This window comes from [Zimmermannella] alba NBRC 15616, assembly GCF_001570905.1.
Lineage (GTDB): Bacteria > Actinomycetota > Actinomycetes > Actinomycetales > Microbacteriaceae > Pseudoclavibacter > Pseudoclavibacter albus.
In genome coordinates this window covers 56,853-71,342 of the sequence record NZ_BCSO01000010.1, presented here as the reverse complement: position 1 = coordinate 71,342, position 14,490 = coordinate 56,853, and the positions used below count along the sequence as shown (strand labels likewise).

Below are 14,490 nucleotides of genomic sequence, written 5' to 3'. Positions count from 1 at the left end.
AAGTGCAGTGGATTTGCTGATCGGGGTGATCTCGGTGCGCGCTGCGCGCTACTCGATCAGCTCGAACTGAGGTGGTCGAGTGCGCGCGCTGCGCGCGTATCGAGACCACCGGCCGGTCAGGGCCCTTCGATCAGCCCAACGCAAATCTCCTGCAGTTGCGCACGCCCATGCACCGGCCTGTTACCTGTACGGGCTAGGCTCGAAGGTATGGCACCCACGAACCGTCTCTCTGCCCGCGTCGCCGCCATCGCCGAGTCCGCAACCCTGAAGGTGGACGCCAAGGCGAAGGCTCTCAAGGCCGAAGGCCGCCCGATCATTTCCTACGCAGCCGGTGAACCTGACTTCCCGACCCCCCAGCACGTCGTCGACGCAGCCGTCGAAGCCGTGAAGGACCCGAAGAACCACCGCTACACCCCCGCCCCCGGCCTCCCCGAGCTCCGCCAGGCAATCGCCGAGAAGACCAGCCGCGACTCCGGCTGGAACGTCGAGCCCACGCAGGTCATCGTCACCAACGGTGGCAAGCAGGCCGTCTACGAAGCGATCAACGCCATCATCGGCGACGGCGACGAGCTCCTCCTCCCGGCCCCGTACTGGACCACCTACCCCGAGGTCGTCAAGCTCGCCGGCGGCGAAACCGTCGAGGTCTTCGCTGGCGCCGACCAGAACTACAAGGTCACCGTCGAGCAGCTCGAAGCTGCCCGCACCGACAAGACCAAGGCCCTCATGTTCGTCTCGCCGTCGAACCCGACGGGCGCGGTCTACACCCCCGAAGAGACCAAGGCCATCGGTGAATGGGCCCTCGAGCACGGCGTCTGGGTCATCGCCGACGAGATCTACCAGAACCTCACCTACGACGGCGTCAAGGCCACCTCGATCATCGAAGCTGTCCCCGGCCTCGCCGACCAGGTCATCCTCGTCAACGGTGTCGCGAAGTCCTTCGCCATGACCGGTTGGCGTGTGGGCTGGATGGTCGCCCCCGCCGACATCGTCAAGGGCGCCTCGAACCACCAGTCGCACCTCACCTCGAACGTGAACAACATCGCGCAGCGCGCCGCGATCGCCGCCATCACCGGCCCGACCGAGCCGATCGACGCCATGCGCGACGCTTTCAACCGCCGCCGCAAGCTCATGGTTGAAGAGCTCTCGAAGGTCAACGGCTTCCGCGTCCCCACGCCGGAAGGCGCGTTCTACGTGTACGCCGACGTCACCGAGCTCCTCGGCAAGGACTACGACGGCCGCACCGTCACGACCTCGCTCGACCTCGCCGACTACATCCTCGAAGAGGCTGAGGTCGCCGTCGTCCCTGGTGAGGCCTTCGGTCCGTCGGGCTACGTCCGCCTGAGCTACGCACTCGGCGACGAGCAGCTCCTCGAAGGCGTCCAGCGCATCCAGAAGCTCTTCGGCACGAACTAGCACCCACCGGATGACGGGTCCGGATGACGCTTCCGGCTCCCGCGCAGGTTCGCATCCCGTATCCGCGCCTGCCGCATCCCACCCCGAGGCCCCGCCGGAGCACCCGCTCCCGCGGGGCTTCGGCGTTCCCGCCGCCGAACGCCGGATGCCCGGCGCCACCGCGAACTCGTCACCGGACCCCGATCATCCACACAAATAGGTCGAAAAGTGCTTGTTGGGTCACTCGGACACTGACCCAACAAGCACTTTTCGACCTATATCGCGCGGGAAACAGAACGTCAAGGGACGGGATGCCTGGAACACGACGTCGGCGCGAGACGCGGGCGCGGCACCACGGGCACCTCACCGGAGTCGCCGTGCCCGGCTACGGCGTCGTGAAGCTGATCTCGGCGAGCTTCTTGCGGATCTTGGAGTTCGGGTTGTCCAAGTCTCCGGTCGGGCACAGGACGACGATTTCGACGCGGGCGTCCGACTGCGGCATGTAGCGCGTGATGACATACGCATCCTGGCCGCCAGCCCAGCCGCCCCACTGCATCTTCTGCGCGAGCAGCTCAAGCTGATACCCGCCCGAGCCCTGCAGCGTGTAGCTCACCGGCTCACCGACGAGATCCGGCTGGTTCACAAAGCTCTGTGGCGCAGACAGGAGCGCCGAGCGGGTGAGGTCCTCATCCCGGTAGTGCTTCGAATCGAGCGTCGAATGCGTGAAGGTGATCGCGTTCATGCCAGCCGAATCCTTGAGCGCGATGCCGTTCGGGTCACGCGTCGTGAGCTCGGTGTTCTCCGTCCAGCCGGTCGTCACGGTCGGCGCGACAAAGCTGATGCCCTGCGCAAACTGCACATCCTGCGTAATCGGGATGAGGGCCCCAGGCGCTGCAGCAACCGGGGTCGGCGGCTGGAAGGTGCTCGTCGCGGGAGCTGTCGGAGTCGCGGCCGGGCCACTCGTCCCGGCAGCCTGCGGCGGGGGCGTCGTCGGCGCTGAACCGAGCGTGATGCCGAGGACGAGCGCGAGCGCCACAGCACCGGCCACACCCGCGAGCGTCCATGCCATCCACGGGCGGAAGCTGCGCTCCTTCGGTGCCTCAGCAAGTTCGGCATCCTTCGCAGCCTCTGCCTGCTTCGCACGCAGACGCTCGAGCGGATTCTCAGCCTGCTCCTCACGGAATCGCGGCGGAGGTGGCGTGAAGCCAGTCGGACGGGGCGCACCCGGCACCTGGTTCGGGCGCGGCGGCATGCCCTGCGGAGGGATGTTCTGCGGAGGACGCTGCTGTGGCACGGGGATGCCATAGCCGGGCACCCCCTGCGGACGCTGCGGCGCCGGCTGCCCCGGCTGGCCGAAACCGCCCTGGCCAGCAGACCCGAAGCCACCCTGGCCATAAGCTGCGGGCCCGTAACCACCCGGCCCGAAGCCGCCCTGCGGCATCCCGGTCCCGCCCTGCCTCGGCGGCAGCCACTGCGTATTCGGCGTCCCAAACCGGCTCGGCGGCGGACCAATCGGGGCCTGGGGCGATTGCCCCTGCGGCTGTCCCTCAGGTGGACGCTGCTGACCGCAATCATCTCCGGGCGTGCTCATGCCTCGAGGGTACGGAATCTTCCCGAACACGAACCAAGCTGCCAACCGGAGGATGCCCCAATCCCGCCAGGATCAACCGATCGGTGGACCCCCTCCTCCACCATCCCCCGGTGCCGACACCCACCCGCGCCGCGTGAAATGGAACCATGAACGCCACGCAGCACCCCGAACTCGCGGTCTCTACCCGCGGCCTCACCAAGCGCTACGGCGACTACACCGCCGTCGACCACGTCGACCTCGAGATCCGTCGGGGCGAAATCTTCGCGCTCCTCGGACCGAACGGCGCCGGCAAGTCCACCACGATCGAGATGCTCGAGGGATACCGCTCCCCCACCTCCGGCACCGCGACCGTGCTCGGCGAAAACCCGCTCGGGGCGAGCGCCGCGTGGCGTGCCCGCATCGGCATCGTGAGCCAGCAGGCCGCCGACATCGAACGCTTCACGGTGCGCGAGATCGTCCGCCACTTCGCAAGCCTCTACCCGGATGCATTGAATCCCGAAGAGACCCTCGAACGCTGCGGCCTCGGCGAGAAGATGAGTGCCCGCGTGCCGAGCCTCTCCGGTGGCCAAAAGCGTCGCCTCGACGTGGCCCTCGGCATCATCGGTAAGCCCGAGCTGCTCTTCCTCGACGAGCCGACCACCGGATTCGACCCCGCCGCCCGACGCGAATTCTGGGAGCTCATCCGCGAACTCGGCGACGACGGCACGACCATCCTCCTCACCACCCACTACCTGGACGAGGCCGAGCACCTCGCGCAGCGCGTCGGCGTCATCGCCCGCGGCAAGCTCCTCGAGGTCGCCCCGATCGATGAGCTCGGCGGCGTCGAAGCCCGCGTCCCGATCGTGAGCTGGCGGGATGCGGACGGCCGCCAATTCGCTGAACGAACCCGCACCCCCGGCGCGCTCGTCACGAAGCTCGTCGCCGAGCACGACGGCGAACCGCGCGACCTCGCCGTGAAGCGCCCGAGCCTCGAGGACATCTACCTCGACATGCTCGAGCGGATCAACACCGAAGCCGCCGCGAGCGCGCCCGCATCCCCGGCACCCACATCCACCACGACGGAGCAGAACCGATGAACACCCTCAGCCTTGGCCTGAAGCGCATCCGCTACGAACTCGTTGGCTACTTCCGCGCCCGCGACGCCGTCGTGTTCACCTTCCTCTTCCCAATCGGGATGCTGCTGCTCTTCGGCAGCATCTTCCGTGACCAGCTCGTCGGCCCTCCCGGCGAAGAGATCTCGATGGCCGCGATCTACTTCGCTGGCATGCTCGCCGCCGGCGTCTGGCTCTCGGGTCTGCAGACCCTCGCGATCGACCTCGCGACCGAGAAACATGAGGGAGGGCTCAAACGCCTCGCCGCGACCCCGCTCACCCCGACCGCCTACTTCATCGGGAAGCTCGGCCTCGTGTTCATCACGAACCTCATCCAGATGATCCTGCTCGTACTCGTTGGTGTGTTCGTCTTCGACATCGCGCTCCCGACCGAGCCCGAGGAGTGGCTCACCTTCGCGTGGGTGTGGATGCTCGGCCTCGCCTGCTTCACGGCCCTCGGCATCGCGCTCTCGGCGCTCCCCCGCTCGGCGCGGGCGGCATCCGCGGTCATCATCCCGATCGTGCTCATCCCGCAGTTCCTCACCGGCGTCTACCTGCCGCTCATGCTGCTGCCGGACTGGCTGCAGCAGGTGGCGCAGTTCGTGCCGCTCACCTGGGTGGGTCGCGGCATGCGCGCCGTGTTCCTCCCCGACTTCATGGAGGCGATGGAGCTCAACAGTGCGTGGGACCTCGGCATGGGCGCTATCAACATCGCGATCTGGCTGGTGATCGGGCTCGTCCTCTCGAAGCTCACCTTCCGCTGGATGCGCGAGCGCTCGAAGTAGCGCGGGCGCCTCCGGAAATCTGGCATCTGAGGCCCCTTCAGCCCACCTATGGCCGCAAGGGCCCGCCACATGCCAAATTTCCGGAGGCCCCACGGCACCCCATCCCGAACCCCCATCTGGAATGATCAGACCATGAGTGAGACGACCACCTCGAAGCCGGGCATCCCGTGGTGGTCGGTGCTCATGACGGCAACGCCGATCGTGCTCGCCGCCATCCCGCTGTGGGCATGGCCCGGCAGCCTCTTCGGCTCACCCGTCATCGCGCTCATCTGCCTCGGCACGATCGTCGTCTCGTGGTGGCTCATCGGCCGTCTCACCGCGAAGCACCGCGCGGCAGGTGTCATCCACCTGATCGTCTTCACCGCGGCGATGGTCGTAATGATGCACGCCTGCCCGCCGCTCGCGTTCATCCAGGCCCTCTACTACCCCTACCTCTGGGAGGTACTGCGGGCTCCCCGCCTCGCGACGATCGCGAGCCTCGCGGTCGGCATCGGCACCGCGCTCACGACGCTCCCGTACGACCCCGAGTTCTTCCCCCTCGCCCTCGCAATGGGCCTTGCAGGCTCCGCGGTGAGCATCGGCATCGGCTGGTCGGCTGTCCTCTCCGAGCAAAAGGCGCGCGAGCGCGAGCAGCTGTACGAGGCGCTGCAGGCGACCCAGCAGGAGCGCGAAGAGCTCTCGCAGATGCGCGGCATCGCCAGCGAGCGGGAGCGGATGTCCCGCGAGCTGCACGACACGATCGCGCAGTCGCTCATCGGCGCGGTCATGCTGAGCGACCGGGGCGTGCGCACCGCCGAGAAGCTGACGGACCACGTGGATGCTGAGGGCGAGCGCACCCTCAAGAAGCACCGCCAGCAGCTCGAGCTGCTCGCCGAGTCCCTCCGCGACTCTCTCGCGGAAACCCGCGCGCTCATCGCCGAGACGGCACCTGTGGTCGACCAGGAGGCGGGCACGAGTTTCGACGCGGCACTCGCCCGCCTCGTGGAGCGCTTCCGCCGCGAAACCTCGATCGCGATCTCCTGCACGAGCGCGCTCGGGGAGGTGGTCCTCGACCGCGACCGGCAGGTGGTGCTGCTCAGGATCGCGCAGGAGGGTCTCTCGAATGTGCGCCGCCATTCCAAGGCCGAGCACGCCGAGCTTGATGTCGCTGCCCTCAACGACGAGGCAGGCACGCGCGTGCAGCTGCGCCTCAGCGACGACGGCGTTGGTTTTGCGCCCGGCGCCGGGTCAGCAGGATTCGGGCTGCCCGGACTTCGGGAACGCGTCCGCGCGCTCGGCGGCACGCTCGAGATCGACTCTGCTCCGGCCGCTGGCACGCGCCTCACCGTCACCCTCCCGACGAAGGATGCCCATGTCTGAAGCTGCCCCGATCCGTGTTCTCGTTGCCGACGATCACCCGATCGTGCGCGCCGGCATCGCGGGCCTCATCGACGACGAACACGACTTCGAACTCGTTGGCGAGGCGGGCGATGGCGAGCAGGCTGTGCGGATGGCGGCGGCGCTTCGTCCGGATGTCGTGCTCATGGATTTGCGGATGCCGAAGCTCGACGGTGCTGCCGCGACCGCGCAGATCCTTGCAGCGGGGTCGGCGCGGGCCCTGCTCATCCTCACCACGTACGAGAGCGACGACGTGATTCTCTCGGCGATCGAGGCGGGTGCGAGCGGCTACCTGTTGAAGGACGCGCGGGCGGAGGAGATCGTGCACGCAGTGCGGCTTGTTGCGGCGGGCGAGGTGGCCCTTGCGCCGTCGGTCGCGACGAAGCTCGTGGCGCACACGCGCGGGGAGCATCGGGATGCGGTGGAGGCACCTGTGCTGAGCCCCCGCGAGCGGGAGGTGCTGGCGCTTGTCGCGGAGGGGCTCTCGAATCCGCGGATTGCGGAGCGGCTGTTCCTCGGCGAGGCGACGGTGAAGACCCACCTCGGGAAGGCGTTCGAGAAGCTTGGCGTGCGGGATCGCACGAGCGCGGTACTCACGGCGATGGAGCTCGGCATCCTCCCGCCGCGGTCCTGACCAGATTTGGGAATATAGCGACTATCCCGCTCTCTACGAGGGATGCGAGCTATATTCCCAGTTTTGGTCACGGGACCTCCGGCGGCTACCGCCCGAAGCGCTCGGTGAAGCCGCGCACGATCATCCGCGGCCACTCGGCAACGCCCGCCGCCCGCACCTGCGCGGCGATCACCTCAAGCTGATCCGCCGGGAAATAGCCGATGTCGCGGTAGAGCACCATCCGCGCGATGATCTGCTCGGCCGTGAGCTCCGCGTGGAACTGCGTTGCGTAGCAGCTCTCCCCCACGCGAATCGCCTGCACCGGGCACGCCTCGCGCGTGATGAGGTTCACGGCGCCCGGCGGCAGCGTCGAGCACGCCTCCTTGTGCCCCGTGCACACCCAGAAGCGGTCGGCGAGCTGCCCAAAAATCGGATCCTCACGCCCTGCATCCGTGAGCGTCACTTCGACCGCGCTCGACTCTTCACCGAAGCGGCGGTCCATGACGCCGCCGAGGTGCTGCGTGATGACGCCGATGCCGTAGCAGAGGCCGAGCATCGGGAGGCGCCCCGCGACCGCGTGGTCGACAATCGCGCCAAGTTCGCGCTCGACGCGCAGCTGCGTGGCGTCCTTCTCGGCATCCGACACGCTGAAGGGGCTGCCGCCGAGGAAGACGCCCGAGTAGTCCTCAGGGCGAATCTCGGGGAGCGGCCCGGCGTCGGTGCGGACGTGGATGAGCTCATCGCGGGTGAGGCCGGATGCCTCGAGGATCGCCTCGTACTCGTCGTGCGCGGCCACGTCGAGGTCGCGCGTGGCGAGGTGGAGAAAGGGACGCATGGGATGGGCTTTCGTGTGTGAAGGAGGTGGTCGAGTGTCGCAATGAGGTGGTCGAGTGCGAGCCGAAGGCTCGTGTATCGGGGCCACCAGGTCGAGCGTCGCACCGATGCCGCACCGCGTGATCTCGATACACCGGCTTTGTCGGCACTCGATCAGCTCAGTTTGGACCGACTAGATGTCGAGCCCGATGACCACCGGCTCGGGGCGAAGGTCCACCCCGAACTCCGAACGCACTCGAGCCTGCACGTACCGCGCGAGTTCCGCAATCTCTTCGGCCGCAGCACCGCCACGATTCGTAATAGCGAGCGTGTGCTTCGTCGAGATCGAGGCCCGGCTGTTCGGCAGCTGATACCCCTTCGGCACACCGGAGTGCTCGATGAGCCAGGCCGCCGACAGCTTCGTAAGCTTCACGCCTTCCTCGGTCTCACCCGCCGGGAACTTCGGCGCTTCGGCGGGGAGTTCGCGCGCCGCCTCGGTCGAGATGACGGGGTTCGTGAAGAAGGATCCGCTGCTTCGCGTGTCGAGGTCGTCCGGGTCGAGCACCATACCCTTTGAGGCACGAAGCGAAACCACGGCATCCCGCACCTCCTGTACGGAACGACGGTCGCCGGGCTCTGCGCCAAGCGCCTTCGCAAGCTGCGGGAACGCGATCGGGGCACCGAGCCCGTCCTCGCGCGCAGCATCGAGCGCCAGCTCCACACGCAGCACGGCGCCGCGGAGCTCGCCGCGCTTGAGCCGCGAGGTGCGGTACGCGAGCTTGAGTTCCGCAGCATCCAGCCACGACACCTCGCCCGTCTCCGCATCCAGGAACTCGATCCGGCGAAGGCTCGAGGAGAGCTCCTGCCCGTAGGCGCCAATGTTCTGCACGGGCGCAGCACCGGTCGCGCCGGGGATGCCCGCGAGCGCTTCGATGCCGCTGAGCCCCTTCGCGACGGTCGCGTCGACGAGTGCCGCCCACGGCTCACCCGCCTCGGCGACGACGAGCACGCGCCCCTCAGCATCCGGCTCACCAAACTCGATACCGAGCGTTGCAGTACGAATAACCGTGCCCGCGTAAGGGTCGTCGCTCACGAGCAGGTTCGAGCCGCCGCCCAGGACGAGGACGGGTGCCTCCTCGCTCTCGTTCGCGAAGGCTTCGCGGGCTGCCTCGATGAGCTCCTCGCGGCTTGTGGCCTCAACGAAGTGTGCGATCTCGCCGCCGATGCCGGTAGTCGTGAGTTCCGCGAAGCGCGTCATGCGGCATCCTCAGCCGAGGCGGCCGAGACTCCGGAGCCAGCAGCCGCACCGGCCGCCGCAGCCCCGCCGCCAACGCGCGCCTTCACCTGCGCCCGACCGAGCACCTTCTGCTCAGCGCACTGCACGTCGAGATCGATGCGGCACACCCCCTCATCATCGGCCAGAGCGCCGAGCGTCGCGCGGACGGTGAGCTCAGCGCCCTCCACCGGGTCAACGATGACCGGCTTCGTGAACTTCGTCCGGTAGCTGAGGACCCGCTCCGGCCCGCCGAGCACCGAAATGACCGGCTGGATCGCGAGCCCCATCGTGAGCATCCCGTGCGCGAGCACGCCCGGAAGCCCCACCTGTTCGGCGATGTCGTCGCGGTAGTGGATGGGGTTGAAGTCGTTCGAGGCGCCCGCGTAGCGCACGAGGCTCTCGCGCGTGAGGTGGATCGTGCGCTCCACGAGCACGTCGCCCACCGAAGCTGAAGCAAGGTCGAAGGTCTGGATGTCGCTCATGCTGCATCTCCTCGCACAACCAGGGTGGCGCCCGCGGTGAGCACGAGCTCACCCTTCGCGTCGGTGATGCGCGTCTCGGCGCTCACCATCGCGTTCGAGCCGAGCATCTTCACGCTCGTGATCTCAAGCTCAGCGCCGAGCTCGTCGCCAGCGACGATCGGGCGCACGTAGTCGAAGGACTCTTCGCCGTGGACGATGTGGCTGAGTTCGATGCCGGAGTCGGCGAGGAACAGCTGCATCCCCGCATCCTGCAGCACTGCCGGGAAGGTCGTCGGCGCGACGAGGTCCGCGTAGCCAGCCTCGCGGGCCGCAGCCACATCCAGGTGCACGGGGTGCTCGGCGAACACGGCCTTCGCGAAGCTGCGCACGTGTTCGCGCCCGACAAGGTACGGCTCGGGCAGCGCGTAGCGGCGGCCCTGCAGATCTGGATTCACGCTCACCTCGCCGAGTCTACGCGGGAAGGTTTCCCGCAACCCGAGTCGTGGACTCCCCCGAATCGGTGCGACTCGGGTTGCGGGGTGGGGTGGCGAGCGGGAGATGCGGTACTCGCCACCGGTCTCGTGCCGGAGCGGCGGCTAGTGCACGTCGTCCGGGCTGTGCTCCCACTCGGGGAGCGGGTCAGCGAGGTGCTGCCAGAGCACCTCTCCGGCAAGGAATTCGGCGTCGCTGAGCGCGGTTTCGGCGAGGCCGGCGCGGATGCCGTCCTCGTCGAGGTCGATCCCGATGAGGGTGAGGTCGAGGCCGACGAGCTCGCCATCGAAGGCGTCGTGGTCGATCGGTTCGAAGGCGATCATCGAGCCGACGTGGTCCCAGTGCGCGAGGCGTGGGCTGCGGCTCGCGAGGCGGCACATGCCGCTCGAGCGGGCGACGTAGCCGAGTTCGCCGGTTTCGAGTCGGCGGTTGAGGAAGCGGACGAGGCGGTTGGGGTGGATCGGCCGCTCGATCGTCACGCGGATCGTGTCGACGTCATCCCGTTTCGGCTCGAGGATTTCGCCGGAGAGGCCGAGCGCCCAGCCGGGGTGGGCGGCGTGGAGGCTACCGTGGCCGAGCTGCGTGTGGATGCGGTGGAGCGCGTCGGGGAGGCTCGTCGCGGCGTCGACGCTGGCGAGCGGGGCGAGGGCCTGGAGGAGGTGCTCGCTGCGGCGCGGGCCGTCCGCTGGTACTGGAGCGAAGGCCTCGGGTCGGCTGCCGGATGCACTTCGGAGGAGGACGAGGTGATCCGCCCCTTCGAGCTGGTTCACCGCGATGACGGCTTCGGCGTGGAGGGCGTCGCCGTGGTGGCCGGTGACGGGGAGGTAGCCCTCGTCGGCGATGGCGCGGGCGACGGCGGCCGGGGTGGTGACGGTGATGATGCGGGCGAGTTCGACGCGGGCATCCCGTGCCTCGGCGGCGTCCGGGTTCATGGCCCGGGCCGGTTGGGCGTCGGCGAGCGGGTCGTGGCGCGTGAAGAGGCCAACGATATCCAGGGGGCGGAGCCGCTCGTCCACGTCGATGACGAGTGTGCGCGGCGCGTTGGTGTCGTGTCGTTCGAGCGCTTCGTCGAGGCTGTGCGCGAGGGCGGTGGTGGAGCCGTCGAGGTCGACCCGCTCCCCCACTTCGGCGCACGGTTCCGTGACGGCCTGGGCTGCGAGGTGGTCGGCGCCGATTGTCTCGGCGAGCTCCTGCGCAAGTCTCGTGCGAAGCATCCGGTCACGCCCGAACACGAGCACAGCGCTGTTTGCTCGCCGCTCGGCGAGAGGGTTCGGAAGGTGGCTGCGTTGCGAAAGCATTTTCGACACCCTACAGTACTGACATCGTTTCTCAATAACTGCTGGATGTCGTGCCAGCGCAACGTCAGGAGTCTCCATGAAGGTCCGCGCCTCTCTCAAGAACCTCAAGAACCAGCCCGGCTCGAAGGTCGTCCGCCGCCGCGGCCACACCTACGTCATCAACAAGAAGAACCCGCGCTTCAAGGCGCGCCAGGGGTAGGCGGCACCGGAGGCCCGACTCCCGTTCCACCCCAGCTCCGGAAATTTGGCAATTGGCGGGGGTTCAACCCGCATATGGTCGCGAAGGTCTCCCAGATGCCAGTTTTTCGGAGGTGGCACCGGAGGCCTGCTCCACAATTGGTCAGTTTTCGGGGGCATGAACCCATATGCGGCACGTACCCCTCGAAATTGACCAATTGCGGAACCGCGACCGCCGCCCGACGCGCGCACTCATCGCCCAGACTCAGCTCTGATCGATAGAACTGAGGCATGGCCGTCCGCTTGCACCGCTTCCGCACCCTCGTGGTGACGCTCGTCGCGATCGCGATGCTGCTGCAGGCAAGCCCCGCGAGCGCGACCGAGCCCGCCCACCAGACCGTCGCAGCGGAGGGCACCCCGACCACCGCCCTCGAGCTCGGCCTCACGATTCCGCCGAGTTCGGCCGAACGCTTCGAGGGCGAAGGCACGCCCCTCAGCGCCTACACGACGATGAGCGCAAGCGAGCCGGGCTGGGCACACGACCTTCGCGATCCCAACGATGTCCACCCGGATCTCCTCGCCGAGGCCACTCGTCTCGCGAGCGAGCTCGCCGCCCTGAACGGCACGGTGCCAGCCTTTGCGGCCGATGCGGCCACGCCCACGATCCGCTTCATCCACGATCCAAACCACCGCGAACTACACCTCGCGACGACCGCGCAGGAGATCCAGCTGACCGCCCCAGACCGGGACGGCTTCGCGATCCTCACCCGCACCCTCCTCGCCCTCGACGAGCACTTCAGCGAGGAGGGAATTCCGCCACTCAACCTCACCTTCGCCCCGCCGCTCGAACACCGCAGCATCCACCTCGACATTGCTCGGAAGCACTACTCCCCCGAGGCCATCCGCGGCTTTATCGACGAGGCGGCGTGGGCTGGCCTCAACGAGCTCGAGCTGCACTTCTCCGAGTTCGAGGGCTTCGCGATCGAGAGCGAGCGCTACCCGGACATCGCGTCACCGGATGCTCTTTCGAAGGATGAGGTGCGGCAACTTGTCAACTACGGCGCCGCCCGGGGTGTGCGCCTGAGCCCCTCGCTCGACATGCCCGGCCACCTCGAGCACGTGCTCGACACGCATCCCGAGTTTCGCCTCCAGACAGGCAGCGGCCAGGACACGTACGGCGGCCTCGACATCACGAACCCGGAGGCGGTGGCCTTCGCCGACAACCTCATCGGGGAGTACGCGGAGCTCTTCCCGAAGGGCAGTTGGAACCTCGGCGCCGACGAGTTCGTCGACTTTGACGACGCGGATGAGGTTGCGCGCCTCACCGCGCACGCGCAGGCGAACCACGGCCCGACGGCGACGGCCTTCGACGCGCTCACGGAGTTCGTGAACGGCCGAGCGGCGAAGCTCGCCGAACTCGGCTTCACGACGCGAGTGTGGAGCGACGGGATGCTGCGCGGAAGCGTCGTCACGCTCGATCCGGCAATCGAGGTGGCGTACTGGACGACGCGGCCCGAGGGCGTCGCGACGACGGACGCGTTCGCCGCGGGCGGTCATCCGCTCATCAACGTGAACGACGAGTTCCTTTACTTCGTGCTCGGCGAGCGGGTGGGGTACGCGTATCCGACGGGCGAGCGCATCTTCGAGAGCTGGATGCCGGAGACATTCCCTTCCCTCGGCGGCACAGCGCAAGAGGCAGAGGCTGCGGGCGCAATGTTTGCGATCTGGAGCGATATTCCGGATGCCTTGAGCGACGCCGAGGTGCTCGAGCGGGCCAGGCCTGGCATCCGCGCGATGGCCTGGAAGCTTGCGGCGGGCGGGGAGCCCGCTGAGGCGAGTTGGACGGAGTTCGCGGCATCGACCTCGGAGCCCGCGCCGGCAGTGGCGCAGGCGGAGTTGCCTGCCGGATGGGGCGAGTCGATCGAGGTACCAGCGGATGAGGATGCTGCCTCCGCACCCGCGGGGTCGCCGGAGTTTCCGTGGTGGATGGTGTGGACGGCAGGAGTCCTCGCCGTCGGCCTGGCGCTCGCCGTGATCTCCCGCCGAAAGCACCGCCACACCGCGTGAGGTCGCCTGTCGCGTTTTCGTCATATACCGGCTATCCCGCTCCCGACGAGGGATAGACGATATAGAGCCGAAATTCGACGCCGCTCGCCGCACACCGCGTACTCTCGATACGGCCTGCGGCCTCCTCGATCAGCTCAGTTGCCCTAGTACACAGTCAGGCCACGGGCCCGGAACTGGTCGCGCACCCGCTCCAGCAGCTCCGCGCTCGGCGGCTGCGTGTCCTCAAGCTCGTACCGCCGCCCGAGCGCCTCCCACTTGTCGCGCCCCATCTGGTGAAACGGCAGCACCTCGACACGCGAGAGCGATGACCAGCGGGCCATGATGTCAGCCACGTTCTCGACGTTGTCCCACGAATCCGTGAGCCCCGGCACGAGCACGAAGCGCCCCCAAATCTCGACGCCGTGCGCCGAGAGCCGGTCACCAAAGTCGATCGTCGGCTGCAGCCGCTGCCCCGTCACGCGGTGGTAGGTCTCCTCATCCCCCGCCTTCACATCGAGCAGCACGAGGTCAATATCGCCCATCATCTGGTCGGTCACGTTCGCGCCCAAAAACCCAGAGGTGTCGATCGCCGTGTGCACGACCATATGCTTCGCGGCCTTCAAGAGCCGCGCGGCAAGCTTCGGTTGCTGCAGCACCTCACCACCCGAGAGCGTGATCCCGCCCCGCGTTGCACGGAACACCGACTCGTAGCGTCGGATCTTTTGCACGAGGTGGTCGAGCGGCACATCCTGCCCGTCCTTCGCCTCGATCGTGTCGGGGTTGTGACAGTACAGGCAGCGCAGCGGACATCCCGAGAAGAAGATCGTGAGGCGCGTGCCCGGCCCGTCAACCGCGGTGACGAGCTCCCACGAGTGGATCGTGCCGAGCTCACCTCGGCGGATCCGCGAGAGCCGGTCGTGCCGCTCAAGCGTCACCTCGTCGAGGCCGTCTGTCCCGGCACCGGCACGTCGCGGCGCAATCGGCAGCTCGCCGCCGGAGCCGAGCGTGACGGCGTCCAGCCCGCCTGGGTTCAAGCATTCAGCAGGCATCGCTCACCCACGCCGCGTCGCCCGCGGCA

Annotated in this window: 14 protein-coding genes; 7 read left to right on the top strand and 7 right to left on the bottom strand. The window is 67.9% G+C overall.

Translation table 11 applies throughout. From position 1 onward, the window contains the following. Positions 1-207 precede the first annotated feature (207 nt). Complete coding sequence (locus tag ZAL01S_RS07570) at positions 208-1,413, top strand: pyridoxal phosphate-dependent aminotransferase (RefSeq protein WP_066081870.1); 1,206 nt, start codon at positions 208-210, stop codon at positions 1,411-1,413. A 364-nt stretch (positions 1,414-1,777) separates the two neighbouring features. On the opposite strand, the gene ZAL01S_RS07565 is transcribed toward ZAL01S_RS07570, so the two are convergent. After that, positions 1,778-2,983, bottom strand: a complete 1,206-nt coding sequence (locus ZAL01S_RS07565) for a hypothetical protein (RefSeq protein WP_159421641.1) — start codon at positions 2,981-2,983, stop codon at positions 1,778-1,780. A gap of 146 nt (positions 2,984-3,129) precedes the next feature. On the opposite strand from ZAL01S_RS07565, the gene ZAL01S_RS07560 reads away from it, so the two are divergent. The 4 genes from ZAL01S_RS07560 (at position 3,130) to ZAL01S_RS07545 (ending at position 6,870) form a co-directional block, all read left to right on the top strand. Beyond that, complete coding sequence (locus ZAL01S_RS07560) at positions 3,130-4,059, top strand: ABC transporter ATP-binding protein (protein WP_066081865.1); 930 nt, start codon at positions 3,130-3,132, stop codon at positions 4,057-4,059. Then, the gene (locus ZAL01S_RS07555; RefSeq protein ID WP_066081863.1) at positions 4,056-4,859 is read left to right on the top strand and encodes an ABC transporter permease; all 804 of its coding nucleotides are present in this window, start codon (positions 4,056-4,058) and stop codon (positions 4,857-4,859) included. Before ZAL01S_RS07560 ends, ZAL01S_RS07555 begins: the two co-directional genes overlap by 4 nt. A 132-nt stretch (positions 4,860-4,991) precedes the next feature. Further along, positions 4,992-6,218 carry a sensor histidine kinase gene (locus tag ZAL01S_RS07550; protein ID WP_066081860.1) on the top strand — a complete coding sequence of 409 codons (1,227 nt, stop codon included), beginning with the start codon at positions 4,992-4,994 and terminating at the stop codon, positions 6,216-6,218. Further along, the gene (locus ZAL01S_RS07545) at positions 6,211-6,870 is read left to right on the top strand and encodes a response regulator (protein ID WP_066081858.1); all 660 of its coding nucleotides are present in this window, start codon (positions 6,211-6,213) and stop codon (positions 6,868-6,870) included. The genes ZAL01S_RS07550 and ZAL01S_RS07545 overlap by 8 nt, the downstream gene beginning before the upstream one ends. Positions 6,871-6,955: 85 nt before the next feature. On the opposite strand, the gene ZAL01S_RS07540 is transcribed toward ZAL01S_RS07545, so the two are convergent. The 5 genes from ZAL01S_RS07540 to ZAL01S_RS07520 all read right to left on the bottom strand — a co-directional run bounded on the left by ZAL01S_RS07540 (position 6,956) and on the right by ZAL01S_RS07520 (position 11,189). Then, entirely contained in the window at positions 6,956-7,684 is a 729-nt protein-coding gene (locus ZAL01S_RS07540; protein WP_066081855.1) for a glutamine amidotransferase, read from the bottom strand. A gap of 171 nt (positions 7,685-7,855) precedes the next feature. Beyond that, positions 7,856-8,920: a UDP-N-acetylmuramate dehydrogenase gene (locus tag ZAL01S_RS07535; protein WP_066081853.1), complete on the bottom strand. Its 1,065-nt coding sequence runs from the start codon at positions 8,918-8,920 to the stop codon at positions 7,856-7,858. Continuing rightward, positions 8,917-9,420, bottom strand: coding sequence for a MaoC/PaaZ C-terminal domain-containing protein (locus ZAL01S_RS07530; RefSeq protein WP_083523178.1), 504 nt, complete (start codon positions 9,418-9,420; stop codon positions 8,917-8,919). The genes ZAL01S_RS07535 and ZAL01S_RS07530 overlap by 4 nt, the downstream gene beginning before the upstream one ends. Next, entirely contained in the window at positions 9,417-9,860 is a 444-nt protein-coding gene (locus tag ZAL01S_RS07525; RefSeq protein WP_066081851.1) for an FAS1-like dehydratase domain-containing protein, read from the bottom strand. Before ZAL01S_RS07525 ends, ZAL01S_RS07530 begins: the two co-directional genes overlap by 4 nt. A 135-nt stretch (positions 9,861-9,995) precedes the next feature. After that, positions 9,996-11,189 (bottom strand): GTP-binding protein, encoded by a 1,194-nt coding sequence (locus ZAL01S_RS07520; RefSeq protein WP_066081849.1) that lies wholly within the window; start codon positions 11,187-11,189, stop codon positions 9,996-9,998. A gap of 76 nt (positions 11,190-11,265) precedes the next feature. Between ZAL01S_RS07520 and ykgO the strand changes: the two genes are divergently transcribed. Both ykgO and ZAL01S_RS07510 read left to right on the top strand, forming a co-directional pair. Further along, positions 11,266-11,388, top strand: a complete 123-nt coding sequence (gene ykgO, locus ZAL01S_RS07515; protein WP_066081847.1) for a type B 50S ribosomal protein L36 — start codon at positions 11,266-11,268, stop codon at positions 11,386-11,388. A 269-nt stretch (positions 11,389-11,657) separates the two neighbouring features. Next, positions 11,658-13,433 carry a family 20 glycosylhydrolase gene (locus tag ZAL01S_RS07510; protein ID WP_066081845.1) on the top strand — a complete coding sequence of 592 codons (1,776 nt, stop codon included), beginning with the start codon at positions 11,658-11,660 and terminating at the stop codon, positions 13,431-13,433. Between the two features lie 143 nt (positions 13,434-13,576). On the opposite strand, the gene pflA is transcribed toward ZAL01S_RS07510, so the two are convergent. Next, positions 13,577-14,461 (bottom strand): pyruvate formate-lyase-activating protein, encoded by an 885-nt coding sequence (pflA, locus tag ZAL01S_RS07505; RefSeq protein WP_083523176.1) that lies wholly within the window; start codon positions 14,459-14,461, stop codon positions 13,577-13,579. Positions 14,462-14,490 lie beyond the last annotated feature (29 nt).